Source organism: Streptomyces sp. NBC_01474, assembly GCF_035918215.1.
GTDB lineage: Bacteria > Actinomycetota > Actinomycetes > Streptomycetales > Streptomycetaceae > Streptomyces > Streptomyces aureus.
The window spans coordinates 1,880,932-1,895,400 of sequence record NZ_CP109449.1 but is presented as its reverse complement, the minus strand read 5'-3'; the positions used below and the strand labels follow the sequence as shown (position 1 = coordinate 1,895,400).

The window sequence follows — 14,469 nt, the reverse complement described above, 5'->3', positions numbered from 1 at the left end:
CCGAACTTGCCGGTTGTCGGGCTCGTTACGACCCGGGTTCCCGCCGTCAGCCGGCGGGGAAATAATGGCCGTTGTCCAGATCGGCGAGCAGGCCGGGCCGGGCGGGTTCCCAGCCGAGGGCCCGGCGGGTGATGAGGTTGGACGCCGGGTAGCTCTGCGTGACGATATTCGTGAGGAATCCGAAGTACCCCGGCGTCATCAGGGCATCGTTGGGAACGCTCACGGCGGGCAGGCCCAGGCGGCTGGCGATGGCCTCGGCGATTTCGCGGAACGTGATGCCCCCGTCCTCGACCGCGTGCCAGTATTTGCCGGCCGGCCCCTCCTCCAGCGCCAGGCGGAACAAGGTGGCGGCATCGCGGATGTGCACGGCGTTCCACAGGTTCGCGCCGTCGCCGTGGTAGCCGACGAACCCCTTTTCCTTCGCGAGCGCGATCAGCGTGGGGAGGAAGCCGGCACGATCGGTCGTGCTGTGCGCGATGTTGGCGATCCGCACGACCGAAGACCGAACCCCCTGCTCGGCGAGGTCGACAACGGCCCTTTCCACGACGTTGCGGACCCGCAGGGTGCCCTTGTGCTCCTCGCCGGCGGGGAGGGCCGGGTCCTCCTCGGTGGCCGGCCGCTCCAGGTTCCCGGGCGAGCCCATGCTTCCCGCCGTGACCAGCGGCATTCCGGTTCCCGCGAGTGCCTCGCCGTACGCGAGCATGATCGGGAGCTCCGCAGCGGCCACGGCGTCCATCCCGCCGGAGGGCAGCAGATCCTGCCTGTGGGCGACGTGGATGACGCCATCGGAGCCCGACGCTGCCTCCTTGAGCCCGTCAAGATCCTGAAGATCGCCGCGACGCACCTTCGCGCCGAGCGCGGACAGGGCCGCCGCGGAAGCGTCCGACCGGGCCAGGCCGGTGACCTCGTGCCCGGCGGCGATGAGCTCGGGGATGATGTACGAACCGGAATGGCCGGTCCCCCCAGCGACGAATACGCGCATCTAACTGTCCTTGTGAGGGTAGGTGCAGGGTCTTCCCGTGCCGTAAGTGAACTGGCGTAATGCGGCACGAGAGGTAGTGGTAGGGGTGCGCTCAGCCGAAAAGGGCGATGCCGAGGGAGAAATTGGCGTGCTTGACGGAGTGGTTCATGAGGCCCAGCTCCAGCAGGCCGACGTTCTCCAATGCCCGCGCCATGAACAGTTCCCCGGTGTCCCAGGAGCGCAGCCCCAGGCTCTCGACGAACGCCGACACGCGTGCCTTCGCCTGCGCGTCGTCGCCAGCGATGAACACGTCCAGAGAGCGGTCCTCGGCCGGGCCCGCCGCCAGAACGTGGGAGAACACGGTGTTGAACGCCTTGACGACATGCGCGTCGTCGGGAGCCGCCTTGGCGATCTCCTGTGCGCCGGAACTGCCGTCGGGGACGACGAAGCCCTGCAGGTCGGGGGCTACGGGGTTCGTGATGTCGACGATGACCTTGCCGCGCAGTGCGTCCCCGTACTCCCTCACCACCGCCGCCGCGCCGGCGTACGGCGCGGCGAGGATCACGATGTCCCCGGCCGGGGCAGCCCCGGCCGTCCCGACCGTGGCGCCGCCGAGCGAGGCGGCCAATTCCTTGGCCTTGGCCTGGTCGCGGCCGATGATCTCGACGGCGTTACCGCCGACGAGAGCCCGCCCGGCCAAAGCACGGGCCATGTTTCCCAGTCCGATAATGCTGATGCTGCTCATCGGTGATCCTGCTTTCCGGGCTTTTACCCTGCTGTCAAATTCCAGTGTCGAATTCTTGTGCCGAATTCACTTCGACGCCCTTAAGTGCTTGTTTTTCATGCTGCCATCGGGCCTGAGTGGCGTCCAAGACCTATTGAAGTCGCGGTGATACCCTGGAGGTATCACCGGGCTGGGGGTTCCATGGATCTGGACCTGCGCAAACTGCGCTACTTCGTCACCGTGGCCGACCTGCTGCATTTCGGCCGCGCCGCCGATGAGCTTCACATCGCACAGCCGGTGCTCAGCCGGCAGATCCGCGCGCTCGAGCAGGATCTCGGCGCCTCGCTGTTCACCAGGGATCGCCACGGCGTAGAGCTGACAGGCGCGGGCCGGCAACTGCTGGCCGACGCCGGTCCGCTGCTCGCCTCAACCCACGCGATCCGCCGCCGGGTATCCGCGGCCGCCAGCGGTAAGCGGCGGCTGATGGTCGGTTTCCGGGCCGGCATTGCCGTCACCCCGGCGGCCCGTGCGTTCGAGGACCGGCACCCGGACATGGTCGTGGACGTGCAGCGGATCGAAGGGGACGACCAGGCTGCGATGCTGCTCGACGGTCGCATCGACGTCGGCTATGTGCGGCTACCCATCGACGAGGCCGGCCTGCGCGTCACCCCGCTGTACACCGAGCCGCGGGTAGCGGTACTGCCCGCCGGACACCGGTTTGCCGCCAAGGAGGAGGTCACCGAGGCCGACCTGGCCGGCGAAACGCTGGTCTGGCACGGTGACCCGAGCACGCAGCCCACCAAGCGCCCGCTCCCCAATGCCGGGTACCCGGTGCGCGGGGTGGACGAGACGCTCGAGCATGTCGCGGCCGGACGAGGCATCTCCTTCCTGGCCCGTTCGGCGTCCGTGTTCTACTCGCATCCAGACGTCGTCTATGTGCCCATCCCGGACCTGGCGCCCGAACAGGTGTGCCTCGCGGTGGCGACATCGCACACCTCGCCGGTAGTAGATGACTTCGTCACTGCGGCTCAGTCGACGGCCAAGATCACGGCAGAATGTGGGAACTATGAGATGTGGCAGCTTGGTGGCGATGCCGTCACAAGGCACGCTTGAGCAGTTCGACTGACCCCGTTCATCATGCGCTGAAGAGTGAAATGGCCTGACGGAGCGGTGCTGTTGCGGCTGACAGCTGAGACGGTTCCGTTCTTCGGCCGGCAGTTGCCTGAGGGGCCCCGAAGCACCTGAGACCGACTGGAAGTACGTGCTGCGGAAGCGGCTCAAGTCGGCTGATCGCCCTGTCGTAGCAGCGGAGCCGTTCGCCGACGGTCTGCCGTTCGTAGTGTGCAGGAGTCGGTCCGCGGGATCCAGAACCCGACGTCGGGTCTAAGCCGGACGTGTTGGCTGCCCGCCTGTTGGCCTTCGTTTCGGGCTGACGTGGCCCAGATGGGCCACCCGCATCTTCAGGGCCTCCCAGCTGCGTACGAGCTCTTCATGCGCCACCGCGTACGGACTTATGCGATCAGCCGTCTGTTCGAACCGCGGTGCGCCAGCGCCCTGGGCCGGGATGACGGCCTCGAACTCGTCAACTTGACCCGGCTCTAAAGGGCCCGGGCTTGGAGGTAGTGCCCAACTGGCTGTTGGGTGGGCTCCTCCGTCCAGACACCCTTATGGGGTGGCAGGGACGCGTGACTCACGCCCCGCAGTCCACACAGCGTCGCCCTTGCGGGCGATGTTGTGGGAAGCGTTCCGGTCTGCGTGGGTAACGACCCCGCAGTTCCGGCAGGTGAAGCGGGCCTGGCTTGCCCGGTTCTTCTTGTCGATGTGGCCGCACGCGCAGCACTGCTGCGAGGTGTAGGCGGGATCGACGAAGACCACGGGGACGCCGGCCTTGCGGGCCTTGTAGACGATGAACGCTCCGAGCTGGGCGAAAGCCCAGGAGTGGAGGGTGGCCCGTTGGGGCTTGCGAAGCCGTACCCGTGCGCGGATGCCGGTGAGGTCTTCCAGGGCGATTCCGCGTCCGGTGCGTTCTGCCTCGGCCACCACATGTTTCGCGATTTTGTGGTTGATGTCCCGCGCCCGCCGCGTCTCCTTACGACGCCGCTTCTTCAGGCGTCGTTTGGCGGACGGGGTGTTCTTCTTCTGGAGTTTCTGACGCAGGGTGCGTTCGCGCAGGCGCCCGCGGTTCAGGCGGCGTCCGGCCATGATCTGACCGTCCGAGGTGGTCGCGATGTTCACGATCCCCAGATCGATCCCCAGGAACTGAGTGACGCTGGTGTTGGGTTCGGCCTCGGGGACCTCGCAGGTGGCGGTCAGGAACCACATGCCGTCGCGGTACAGCAGGTCGGACTCGCCCTTGCGATACAGGGACAGGCGGGCCAAATGTTCGGGGGCGGCGGTGAACGCCACCTGCTTCATCCGGCCCGACAGGGTCCAGATGGACACCGTGCTCTGCGTGTACTGCCAGGACAGCATCCGGTCGTCATAGGGCTGGGCACCCTCCGGCCGGAAAGCGATCGGTTTCTCGATGGCCCGCCGGTAGCGCTTGGAGGAGGGCTTGCCGAGGTTTCCTGCCTTCAGGTTCGCCTTGAGGGTGCGGTAGGCGTCGCAGGTCTTCTTGATGACGTGCTGGGCGGCCTGAGCGCCGAGCCCCCACCGGTCCTTGACCGCCGTATAGGTATGCTCGCGCAGGGGGAAGTTGCGCTTGATATCGTTCTCGAACGCCACCTGGGAGACCCAGGTTGCGGCCTGATTGCAGGCGTGCAGGGTTTCCTCAAGTGCCGCCGCCTGCGCGGGCGTCGGCAGGAGTTTCACCTGCACGGTTAACTTCACGACCGTGACGCTACCTGTCGCCTGACGTACCGGCATTCGAACAGGGCACATTCCTCGCCGGGCGCTGCGGCCCGGTTTCTTGCGGGCGCTCCGCGCCCGTTGCCGCGGCGATGCTGCGCATCGCCACCACAGGGTGCGATTCCTCCCGGGGGTGAACCCCCGGGGTTCCTCGCAAGAGCACGCTGAAGCCTTCGGTGGTCGCTGGCCTCCCCGGCGGCTTCTGCTGCGGCCGCCAGCAGGCGGGCGGCCAGTTCCGCAAAAGCCAGCAGGTCCGGGCCAGGTGCCGGGCCACTGGTGTCGCGTACCAGCCGGTGCAGCCGCGTGACCGGCAGCGCGTCCAGCCCGGCCGCGGAGTGCCACGTTAACTTGACACTTCCTCGCGTCGCCGGTCATCGCTGGCTGTGGCGGGGATGGCGTTGTCGATGAGGGCGGCGGCGATGGCGGCGGCGGTGGGGAAGGCGTCGGCGTTGAGGACCCGGGTGCGGGCCGCGGCGCCGTCGATGAGCAGCGCGAGCTGCTCGCCGAGCTGTTCAGGGTCGGCGGCGCCGGCTTCGCGGGCGGTGTCGGCGAGCCGCGCGGCGACGGCTTTTTTGTAGTCGCGTGCGTACTGGGATGCGGGGTGCTGGGGGTCGTGGAGTTCGACGGCGGCGGCGATGTAGGGGCACAGGGGGGTAGTGGCGGGGATGTCGAAGGCGGCGAGGAGTCGTTCGCGGGGCGTGAGGTCGGTGCGGTCGAACACGCCGGACAGAACGGAGGGGTCGAACCGGCGCAGGTACTCGGCGACGAGTTCGTCCTTGCCGCCGAAGTGCTGGTAGGCCGTGCGCTTGGACACCTCGGCCGCCGCGCAAAGCTGGTCCATGCCGGTGCGGTTGATGCCCTGCTCGCGGAACAGTTGCTGGGACGCGCTGAGGATGCGCTCGCGGGCGCCCCGGCCGCGGCGGCGGCCCGTGGGGCCCTTTTCCAACTCCGTCATGGGTCCATGCTACCCCAGCTGGGTAACGACCGGTGTACATAGTTTGCGTACCGGCCGCCCGCCCCGTACCGTAAGCACACAGGGCGGTGTACATAACGCCGTCGCCCCAGGTACACACGGCACCACCGACCCAAGGGAATGACCATGGGAAAGCTCGACGGCAAGGTCGCGGTCATCACCGGCGGCACCACCGGCATGGCGCTGGCCGGCGCGAAGCTCTTCGTCGACGAGGGAGCGCACGTCTTCATCACCGGCCGCCGCCAGGACGCCCTGGACGAGGCCGTGAAGCAGATCGGCCGCAACGTCACCGGCGTCCAGGGCGACGCCGCCAACCTGGACGACCTGGACCGCCTGTACGACACCGTCAAGCGGGAAAAGGGAAGCCTCGACGTGCTGTGGGCCAGCGCCGGAGGGGGCGAGCCCGCCCCGCTCGGCGAGATCACCGAGGCCCACTTCGACGCCGCGTTCTACCTCAACGCCCGCGGCACCCTGTTCACCGTCCAAAAGGCCCTCCCGCTCTTCAACGACGGCGGCTCCATCCTCATGACCGGCTCCAACGCCTCCCTCGGCGCCTTCCCCGGCTGGAGCGTCTACGCCGGCAGCAAGGCCGTCCAGCAGGCATGGGCCCGCGTCTGGCTCAACGAACTCAAGGACCGCCGCATCCGCGTCAACGTCCTGACCCCCGGTCAGGTCGCCACCGCCAAGCAGGAAGAACTCTTCGACGAGGCCACCAAGCGCCAGTTCGAGTCCCTCATCCCCCGCCGCCAGATGGGCCGCCCCGACGAAATCGCCACCGCCGCCCTCTTCCTCGCCTCCGACGACTCCAGCTACGTCAACGGCATGGAACTCGTCGCCGACGGCGGCACCACCGCCATCTAAACCGAACAACCACAACCAGGGCAGGACATGTCATGAGCAACATCACCATCATTGGCACTGGGAACATGGCCCGCACCATCGGAGCGCGGGCGATAGCGGGCGGTAACACCGTCGAGGTCATGGGCCGCGATCAGTCCAAGGCCGCTGACCTGGCCAAGGCTCTCGGCGGCGGCGCCACGACGGGAGAATGGGGCACCGCCCCGGCCGGGGACATCGTCATCGTGGCCCTGTTGTACGACGGCGTCGTGCCGGCCGTCGCCCAGTACGGAGACGCTCTCGCAGGCAAGGTCATCGTCGACATCAGCAATCCCTTCAACTCCACGTTCGACGGGCTGGCCCACCGCGAGGAGACCTCCATCGCGCAGGAAGTCGCCAAGGCGGCCCCGGCCAGCGCCAGCGTGGTGAAGGCGTTCAACACCATCTTCCGCCATGTCCTGGAGAAGGGTCGGCCCGACGTTTTCATCGCTGGCGATAATGCGCAGGCCAAGGCAAGTGTGGAGGCGTTCATCGAGAGCCTCGGGCTGCGCCCGCTGGACGTCGGCGGCCTGAAAATGGCGCACTGGCTCGAAGGAGCGGGCGTGGTCACGGTGGGCCTCGCCAACCACGGGGTGGGGAACTTGGACTTCGCCCTCAGCATCACCGAACTTCCCGTCTGAGTAAACGGTTGACGGATCACCGAAAGGGCTCGCCATGTGAGCCCGTGGCGAGTCGCAGTCGGCCCGCCGGTCAGGTCTCCATCACGGCATCGCAGTCGGGGCACACCGCGGATGCGTACTCCTCGGGATACCACGGCCCCTCAGGATGCTCGGAGTGCTTCCAGCAGGGCGTTTCCATGGCGAAGGTGTCCTTGCCGCAGAGGGTTCGCGGTCCCGTCGCGGTGGGCGTCCCCGGGGCGGCAGGCGCCGCGTGCACCCGGCGGACGGCCTGGTCGGTACCACGCGGTACGCGCGTGGCCACTGCCTTGTCGAGCTCGTACACGATGAGGACTTCGCCCATGCCTCTACGATAAGCGGCCGCACCAAGACCCGACCCGCCCGCAGCCAGCCGATCGGCTGCACGGAGTCGGGCGCCGGTTCGAGTCCAGTCACTCCGAGCTCCATCCGGACCTCGTTGGCCAGCCGCAATACGCCCAAGAACGCAGTGTGTGGGACTCGAGTCTCCGGGTGATCACCCAGCCGCGCAACATCCTGTCCCCGTTCACTCTCCCGTGCACCGTCACCGGGCGGGTCCGGCTCTTGATGGTGAGGTCCCCGGTGATCTCGAAGGACTGCGGCGTTCCGGTGACGTGGGTGGAACGGAAGGTGATCGTGAGGTGTTCTGCAGTAGGGCCTTGTCCTACAAGGTCCGTTTGATCCCAGTCCGGTCGGCATCGGTGAGTGTTGTCAGCCCTGCGCTTGCCGAAAACTCGTCCGTCCTGGTGGGAGCCGGTGGGCGAGGTCTGGGGCGTTGCAGCTGCGGCTGATGGCGCCGCGGCTCTCGCCCCGCTGACGAGAGACGCGGCACGATGATCCACCATCCTGCTGCGACTGGCTTACCTCGGTGTGACGAACGCGTTCGCGATGTTGCGCCTGTTGCCGATGAGCGATCGGGGCAAGGTCGTCGAGATCCTCGCCCTGCGCCATCGGATCACGGTGTTGGAGCGGCAACTCGCTAAGGAGAAGGTGTGGTTCAGCCCCAGCGACTGGGCGTTCTGGCAGCGCTGCTGCACCGGCTGCCGATGGACGTGCTGCGCAGGCTGCGGCTGCTGATCCGACCGGACACCGTGCTGCGCCGGCACCGCAACCTTCTCGCGCGCCGCCACGCCGCTGGCTCCCGCCCGAAGCGCCCGGGCAGGCCGCGCACCGTGCGCTCCACCCGCGCTCCGGTCCTGCGCCGGGCCCGGGAGAATCCCAGCTGGGACTACCGGCGCCTCCACGGCGAACTGCTAGTCCTTGGCATGAAGGTGGCCGCTTCCACGGTCTGGGAGATCCTGCGGGAGGCCGAGATCGAGCCGTCACTGGCGATCCGAGTTGATGCAGCGGCCCGGGCCGGGCAGCAGGTCGCGCACGGCCCGGCGAGCACACGTACGGATCGCGACCCGGCGCCACGGTCCGTACCGGCGGTGCGGCGCTCAGGTGGTCAGCGGGCCTGGTTCACCGTGCCCAGGACCTGCCCGAGTCCGGGGCCTTCGCGAGTCCGGCGGCCCAGAGCTGGTCGACACGCGAGCGCTCGGTGGCGTTCGGGTAGCGGTTGGTGCAGGACGGACCGGGGCCGCCGCCCGACATCAGCTCACTGCACGGCCCGCTGTAGTCGTCCGGCAGGCCCAGCACGTGCCCGGTCTCGTGGGTGGCGACGCGGACCGAGTCGTTCTGCCGGCTCTGGGTGTAGTCGAGGAAGATGTAGCCGCTTCCGTGGCCGTTGGTGTCGGCGTGGGACCCGTGTGGGTCGTTGCCCTCACGGTAGGAGAAGTCGGCACCACTCGTGGCCGCCTGGAGCTTGACGTTGGACTCGGAGCTGTTCCAGATCGCGGCCGCGCTCGATATCTGCGAACGGAAGCTCGGTGCCTGGGAGGCGTTGTAGTAGAGGGTCACCGCCTGCGCGTTCGGCTGGGCGGCGCGCTTCTCGGCGACCGATTTGAGCACGGCCTCGAAGAACGCCTTGTTGTTCGCAGCCGCCTCGGCCGACCCGGCGTACCGCGCCACGGAGGTGCCGGCGGCAGCGGACGGTGTGACGGCCGTCTGGGCGCTCGCCGGCACCGCCGCGCCCAGCGTGCTGGAGGCCAGACCCAGGCCGAGAGCGAGGGCGACGAACCTCGCGGATGTTCGAGACGACTTCATACGGGGGGGCTCCTACTCGCTCGGTGACGCCGAGCGCCCGGTGCGTGGTCGACTCTGCGTGAACACGGGTTCCGAACTGCGGCGACGTCCTGTGGGTCGTCATTCTTAGAACGGCTCGACAGGGCGCACAAGGGGTCCCGCCACTACGTCGCCTCGTAGGTCCCGGGACCTCGCCAGGGCTGTGTGCGGGTGTTCGGTGCGCATATGGCGGCGAGAGGGGAAGCTGTCGCGGCGTCAGAAGCGTTACGCCATGGGGCAACGGGCGTGCGGGACGGCCAGGCGGAATCCCGGGACGCGCGGCGGGATCCAAATTGGTGTCAATACGGACAAATGCACAGATGCCCCTCATGCCACATCTACTATGCGTGCCGGTTGGCTGGCGGAGCTCTGTGACTGATGTCATAGATTGTGGGCTTCCGTTTCTTTCGCGCCCCATCGGCCCCGGGGCACCCCCAGAGAGTCACCCTCGGCGCTGGGCGGCGTCCCTCACCGCTGAGCCGCCGCCGGCGTTCCTCGACCTCGCCGCCCTCTGCTGCGTCTCGCACCGAATGACATCCCATTGACACCCCACACAGGCGTGCGCGTCGCCGCGGCGGGGAGAGCCAGGTGGGCAGACATCCAAATGAGTGGGGATGCCTCGTGTTCGCATGGGAGAAGTAGGCCGGAGCACTGGCCAGGCGCGCCGAAAGTCGTACAGGCGACGGTCAGTTGACGGACGCGGTTGGAGGGGGCCTTGCGGCCGTTGCCTGCGCAGTGCTGCGGGGCGGATTCAGTGCTGCCCGGGGCCCGCGCGTCTGGTTGAGCACTCGCTGAACCTCGTGCACCGGTATTCCGTACCCAAGGGCATTGAAGTGCTCTCCTCCCTTCGCAGGCTCAGGAAGGAGATTCCTGCTTACCTTGCGGCAGCGGGCTTGACGCCACGGGTGCGCCTGACGACTGCCCTCCCGGCAGCCGGGATCGTCACGAGGCCGATCCGGTACAGGTGCAAGACGTTCCGGGCCGCGTTCCAGTCGGCATTCGCCGACCATCCGCAGTCCGGGTTCTTGCATACGAACGTGGCCTGGTCTTCGCGGCTGCCGGGCGTGATGAATCCGCACGCGGAGCAGCGCAGGGAGGTGTTCGGGGCGGGGACCTTGACCAGGGTTCCGCCGTTTCGGGCGGTTTTGTACGTCAGCAGTGTCACGGTGCGGCCCCACGCCTCTTGGCTGATGGAACGGTTCAGGCCGGACTTCTGCGCGACGTTCTTCCCCGGGTTCTCGATGGTTCCCTTGGCGGACTTGACCATGTTCGTGATCTGCAACTGCTCCACCACGACCGTGCCGTACTGCTTGGCGATGGCGGTGGTGGTCTTGTGCTGCCAGTCGGTTGCTCGGCGCGTGGCTCTTGCGCGGAGCTGCTTGATCTGGTCGTAGGTGGCGTGCAGCCGGTTGGAGCTGCGCTCTTTCGGCTTGCGGAAGCTCTTGCGGTGCGCGGCGCGCTGTTCCAGGCGGAGCAGTTTGGCCTTCTCATCCGGGTTCAGCCACTTGTCCCGGTCGGCGGTGCCGTCCGGGAGTCGGGGCGGCCGGTCGTGGTCCTGGTGGTTGCCGTCGGACAGCGCAAGCGGCAGGTTCACCCCGGCGTCGATACCGACCTCGGGACCCTGGTGGGGCTCCGGCTTGGACTCAAGGGTCTGGATACGGAAGGCGATGTGCCATCCGAGCCCGTCTTTGACCAGCCGTGCCCCGGTGATCCGGTTCTCCTTGTTGGCGAGCTTGCCGACGGGGAGATCCTTGGTCCAGCGGAACCGGACACGGCCCACCTTGGGGATGTTGACCATGCCCCACCGTCGGTGTACTCGCTTGATCTGCAAGTCCCGGCCCTGCGGGATGTCCACCGACAATGCCGTGCGGAAGCGGGCCTTGAAGTTCGGCTCGTCCGCACGCCCGTCCCAGCAGTTCCGCCACGCCTGGAAGTACGTCTTGAGTACCGCCTGCGCGGCCTGCGCGGGCAGCACCGCGTACCAGTCGATCTCCTTGCGGGCCTGCCGCAACGCCTGATCCATGCGCGTCAGAGCGCGCTGACACTTCGGCGTCATCTGCCACAGGTCGTGGAGCTGATTCCACATCGCGCGTGCCGCGTGCGCCTGGTCATCCATGAGCCGGACCTGTGCAGGCGTCAGCGCCAGCCGGGCGCGGTGCCCGAACTGCCGCTTCTCCCACACGAGTTCACCCATGACAATCACCCTACTACAGTTGGCTTATTTCACCACGATGGAACCCGAATCCTGACGTGCGCACCGGCCGTCACGTCGTCTACAACCTGCACGTCCACTTGGTATTCGTCACCAAGTATCGGCGTAAGGCATTCACCGACGCCATGCTGACGCGCACCGAGGAGATCATGCGCGACGTCTGCACCGACTTCGAGGCCGAACTCAAGCAGTTCAACGGCGAGCAGGACCATGTGCATCTGCTCGTGCACTATCCGCCCAAGGTCCAGCTCTCCAAACTGGTCAACTCCCTCAAGGGCGTCAGCTCCCGCAGGCTCCGCCAGGAATACGACAGCCACGTCCGCCGCTACCTGTGGGGCGGACACTTCTGGTCCGGCTCCTACTTCGCCGGATCCTGCGGCGGCGCACCGCTGACCCTCGTCAAGCAGTACATCGAAAACCAGCAGCGCCCCACCAGCTGAGGACAACACTGCGGACCCGTGCGAACGTGCGGGTCAGAGCAGCCCTGAGATGACCTTCACCCCCGCCGTAAACGGCGGAGCACTGGCCAAGATCAAAGGTAGAGGCAAAGAAGTGGCGCAGACAGTGCGGGGTGTGCAGGGGGTGCCGTCGGGATGGACGAGCCCTGCGTCCCTGAGCGCTTTACGGAAGTGCCAGGCGTACGTCGTGGTCCAGGGAAGTGGTGTTCGGGTTCGATCTGATCCGGGGGTCTGCTCCGGCGTCGGGAAGATGCTGTGCGGCTCGTACTGTCCAGGGTGAAAAAATCAGTGACGCGGAGTCAGCCCGGATCGCCGTCCACCAGCCCTACGTCTCTCTGCAGGAACCCCACCCCTGGTCTGTGGCTTTGACCCGGTGCGCTGCCTGGGAGCGGCTCACATCGCTTCCCGGTTCACGGATATACCTCTCTCGCGTGATCGTCCCCACACGCACCGACATAGACTCGATCTCGCGCGAACGTGTCAGCTTGTCGCTAGCAGGAAGAATCGATGTCGTGGCCAACGCACTACAGGAATTGGTGAAGAGCCGGCTGGAGCAGCAGGGCTGGTCCTACGGCGACGTGGCCCGGCGCGGCGGCATCCCGCGATCCACCGTCCACCACCTGGCGACCGTCACGCACGTGGCCCGTATGCCGCAGCAAGCCACCCTCGAAGGCCTGGCCCGGGGACTGGAACTGCCCCTGGACTCGGTACGCAGAGCCGCCGCCGAGGCCTGCGGTATCCATCTCTACTTCGAGGACCCCGCCGACACGGCGTCCGACCCGGAGATCGCCACCCTCATCGCCAGCGTCCAGCGCCTGTCCGATGCCGACCGCCGCCACGTCACCGCACTCGTCGAGTCCCTCCTGCGTAGCACCCCTGACCCCGATGCCCCGGCAGACTCCGGCTCCGGCGACTGATGGGCGGTGTCGGGCCGTTCACCGCCCGGCTCCGAGGATCCGCAGCCATCTGATCACGGTGGCCACCGTCTGGTAGTCGAGCTCGGCGATCCGGGTGACGGCGGGGAGGTCGGTCATCCGTACCGTGAGACAGGCTGCGTCCAGGGCACAGTGCAGCATCACCTGGTGCGCCTGAGTGGCCGGCAGGTCCCCTTCCATGCGCATCTGGGGGCGCAGCAGCGAGGAGATGGGCAGCGGGGGCGTGGGGTGTTCCAGTGTCATGTTCCGGTTCCTTTCAGGAAGGGGTGCCGTCGCCGGCGCGCCCCCGGATACCGGCCCGGCGTATGAGGAGTTCTACCGTCCCGTGGCTGACGGCGATTCCGTATGTCTGGGTGAGTTCGTGGTGGATGCGCCGGTATCCGTGGGTGGCGCCGGAGGCTGCGTGGAGGGTGGTGATGATTTCGGTGAGCCAGGTGTGACGGATCGAGCGGGCGGAGGGACGGCGGGCGCGCCAGGTGAAGTAGCCGGACTCGGTCACTCCGAGAGCCCGGGTGGCGGTGCGCACGGGCAGCCCTTCGCCGGCCATCACGTGAACTGCCTCGAATCGCCTTTTGGGGACACCACATCGCACAGCAGCTCGGTCGCGCGCCGGAGGGCGGCGAGCTCGGACTCCAGTTCGGCGATTCGCCGGCGTGCGGCCCTGAGGTCCATGCCCGTGGAGGGCTTGGGCCCTCCTCTGCTGAGGTGCGGCAGGTACCGGCGCCGCCACTGGTAGACCGTCTGGTCGCTGAGGCCGAGAGCGACGGCGACCTTCTTCACGGGCTCGCCGTCGGCTAGTAGATCCAGGGCCTTGCGGCGCAGTTCGGGCGGGTATCGCATGGGTTGCATGGGTGTCATCCGTGGGGGGGGTCGGCCCCCGGGTCCGGGAGAGCAGGCCCGGGCCCGGGGAGGCGGTGGGCTCCGTGGGTACGGAGCGCGGGGGGCTAGTCGATGTGACGCCGGAGGGTGACGGTGGGCCGCAAGCCCAGCGAGTTGACGGTCTCGCCGCGCGGCGCGGCCGCCACCGCCTGCTGGAGAAGGTTCACGACCTCGGCGGCCAGGGCGTCGGAGTGGCTCTTGACGACGTCGATCGGCTCGCGACTGCGTTCCAGCGCGGCCAGCCGCCCTTCGTACCCGGCGAGTTTGTTTCTGGTCGACGAGCTCAGAGTGAACCGGTACGGGGTCGAGACGATGAACTGGTAGGCGCCGGCGAAGGTCTCGCAGCCCTCGCAGTGGTCGTTGATGGCCTTGCTGGTGTTCGAGGCGTTGAGGCCCGCGACCCCGTTCGTGGTGACGACCTGGAAGGACAGTGCGATCGACCGGCAGGGCGCGTCGATCGAGCAACCGACGGAGCGGGCGATCGCCCGGTTGCGTACGCCGGCGCCCACGACCGTGCCCAGCTGATGGATCGTGAACTCCTCGTCGTGGTCGACGCGGTGTCTGGGGTTGGCCAGGGACCGTGCCTCGTCCACGGCGATGCCGACGCCACTGGTAATGCGGGATCCGGTTGCCGCACCCGCTGGGGTCACGGTCGCGAGGCCGGTCAGGCAGACGGTGGTCAGCATGCCTAGGCGCATGGCCGTGCGGCTGACTGTGCCGGTGCGTGGCTTACGGTGGCTCACTGAAGTTCTCCTTTTGCGGGTGTATGGGCGGCACGGGGGCCG

17 protein-coding genes and 1 pseudogene are annotated in these 14,469 nt (G+C 67.7%); 6 read left to right on the top strand and 12 right to left on the bottom strand.

Annotation, left to right across the window (positions count from 1 at the left end):
* Positions 1-46: 46 nt before the first annotated feature.
* Entirely contained in the window at positions 47-982 is a 936-nt protein-coding gene (locus OG758_RS08960) for an SDR family oxidoreductase (RefSeq protein ID WP_326709490.1), read from the bottom strand.
* A 91-nt stretch (positions 983-1,073) separates the two neighbouring features.
* Positions 1,074-1,706: an NADPH-dependent F420 reductase gene (locus tag OG758_RS08955; protein WP_326709489.1), complete on the bottom strand. Its 633-nt coding sequence runs from the start codon at positions 1,704-1,706 to the stop codon at positions 1,074-1,076.
* Positions 1,707-1,886: 180 nt separating this feature from the next.
* On the opposite strand from OG758_RS08955, the gene OG758_RS08950 reads away from it, so the two are divergent.
* A complete protein-coding gene (locus tag OG758_RS08950) occupies positions 1,887-2,798 on the top strand; it encodes a LysR family transcriptional regulator (protein ID WP_326709488.1) in 912 nt (303 codons plus the stop codon).
* A 552-nt stretch (positions 2,799-3,350) separates the two neighbouring features.
* Here OG758_RS08950 and OG758_RS08945 read toward each other — a convergent pair.
* Positions 3,351-4,550, bottom strand: a complete 1,200-nt coding sequence (locus OG758_RS08945; protein ID WP_326709487.1) for an RNA-guided endonuclease InsQ/TnpB family protein — start codon at positions 4,548-4,550, stop codon at positions 3,351-3,353.
* 325 nt (positions 4,551-4,875) lie between these two features.
* The gene (locus tag OG758_RS08940; protein ID WP_326709486.1) at positions 4,876-5,487 is read right to left on the bottom strand and encodes a TetR/AcrR family transcriptional regulator; all 612 of its coding nucleotides are present in this window, start codon (positions 5,485-5,487) and stop codon (positions 4,876-4,878) included.
* A gap of 144 nt (positions 5,488-5,631) precedes the next feature.
* Between OG758_RS08940 and OG758_RS08935 the strand changes: the two genes are divergently transcribed.
* Together OG758_RS08935 and OG758_RS08930 are read left to right on the top strand one after the other, a co-directional pair.
* A complete protein-coding gene (locus OG758_RS08935) occupies positions 5,632-6,366 on the top strand; it encodes an SDR family NAD(P)-dependent oxidoreductase (RefSeq protein WP_326709485.1) in 735 nt (244 codons plus the stop codon).
* Between the two features lie 32 nt (positions 6,367-6,398).
* Positions 6,399-7,022: an NADPH-dependent F420 reductase gene (locus OG758_RS08930; RefSeq protein ID WP_326709484.1), complete on the top strand. Its 624-nt coding sequence runs from the start codon at positions 6,399-6,401 to the stop codon at positions 7,020-7,022.
* A gap of 70 nt (positions 7,023-7,092) precedes the next feature.
* On the opposite strand, the gene OG758_RS08925 is transcribed toward OG758_RS08930, so the two are convergent.
* Entirely contained in the window at positions 7,093-7,362 is a 270-nt protein-coding gene (locus OG758_RS08925) for a hypothetical protein (RefSeq protein WP_326709483.1), read from the bottom strand.
* A gap of 88 nt (positions 7,363-7,450) precedes the next feature.
* The gene (locus tag OG758_RS48875; protein ID WP_382060996.1) at positions 7,451-7,882 is read right to left on the bottom strand and encodes a YceI family protein; all 432 of its coding nucleotides are present in this window, start codon (positions 7,880-7,882) and stop codon (positions 7,451-7,453) included.
* Here OG758_RS48875 and OG758_RS08920 point away from each other — a divergent pair.
* A pseudogene (locus tag OG758_RS08920) lies at positions 7,881-8,362 on the top strand (integrase); the annotation flags it as partial. The gene OG758_RS48875 and the pseudogene OG758_RS08920 overlap by 2 nt on opposite strands.
* A 136-nt stretch (positions 8,363-8,498) precedes the next feature.
* Here OG758_RS08920 and snpA read toward each other — a convergent pair.
* Together snpA and OG758_RS08910 are read right to left on the bottom strand one after the other, a co-directional pair.
* The gene (snpA, locus tag OG758_RS08915; protein WP_326709482.1) at positions 8,499-9,182 is read right to left on the bottom strand and encodes a snapalysin; all 684 of its coding nucleotides are present in this window, start codon (positions 9,180-9,182) and stop codon (positions 8,499-8,501) included.
* Positions 9,183-10,074: 892 nt separating this feature from the next.
* The gene (locus OG758_RS08910) at positions 10,075-11,394 is read right to left on the bottom strand and encodes an RNA-guided endonuclease InsQ/TnpB family protein (protein ID WP_326709481.1); all 1,320 of its coding nucleotides are present in this window, start codon (positions 11,392-11,394) and stop codon (positions 10,075-10,077) included.
* Positions 11,395-11,420: 26 nt separating this feature from the next.
* On the opposite strand from OG758_RS08910, the gene tnpA reads away from it, so the two are divergent.
* Both tnpA and OG758_RS08900 read left to right on the top strand, forming a co-directional pair.
* The gene (gene tnpA, locus OG758_RS08905) at positions 11,421-11,852 is read left to right on the top strand and encodes an IS200/IS605 family transposase (RefSeq protein ID WP_326715846.1); all 432 of its coding nucleotides are present in this window, start codon (positions 11,421-11,423) and stop codon (positions 11,850-11,852) included.
* A 530-nt stretch (positions 11,853-12,382) separates the two neighbouring features.
* Entirely contained in the window at positions 12,383-12,787 is a 405-nt protein-coding gene (locus OG758_RS08900) for a helix-turn-helix domain-containing protein (protein WP_326709480.1), read from the top strand.
* 18 nt (positions 12,788-12,805) lie between these two features.
* Here OG758_RS08900 and OG758_RS08895 read toward each other — a convergent pair whose 3' ends face one another.
* The 4 genes from OG758_RS08895 to OG758_RS08880 form a co-directional block, all read right to left on the bottom strand.
* Entirely contained in the window at positions 12,806-13,048 is a 243-nt protein-coding gene (locus OG758_RS08895; protein ID WP_326709479.1) for a hypothetical protein, read from the bottom strand.
* Positions 13,049-13,061: 13 nt separating this feature from the next.
* Positions 13,062-13,331 (bottom strand): IS3 family transposase, encoded by a 270-nt coding sequence (locus OG758_RS08890; RefSeq protein ID WP_326709478.1) that lies wholly within the window; start codon positions 13,329-13,331, stop codon positions 13,062-13,064.
* A gap of 20 nt (positions 13,332-13,351) precedes the next feature.
* Complete coding sequence (locus OG758_RS08885; protein ID WP_326709477.1) at positions 13,352-13,654, bottom strand: helix-turn-helix domain-containing protein; 303 nt, start codon at positions 13,652-13,654, stop codon at positions 13,352-13,354.
* A 95-nt stretch (positions 13,655-13,749) separates the two neighbouring features.
* Positions 13,750-14,427: a hypothetical protein gene (locus OG758_RS08880; protein ID WP_326709476.1), complete on the bottom strand. Its 678-nt coding sequence runs from the start codon at positions 14,425-14,427 to the stop codon at positions 13,750-13,752.
* Positions 14,428-14,469 lie beyond the last annotated feature (42 nt).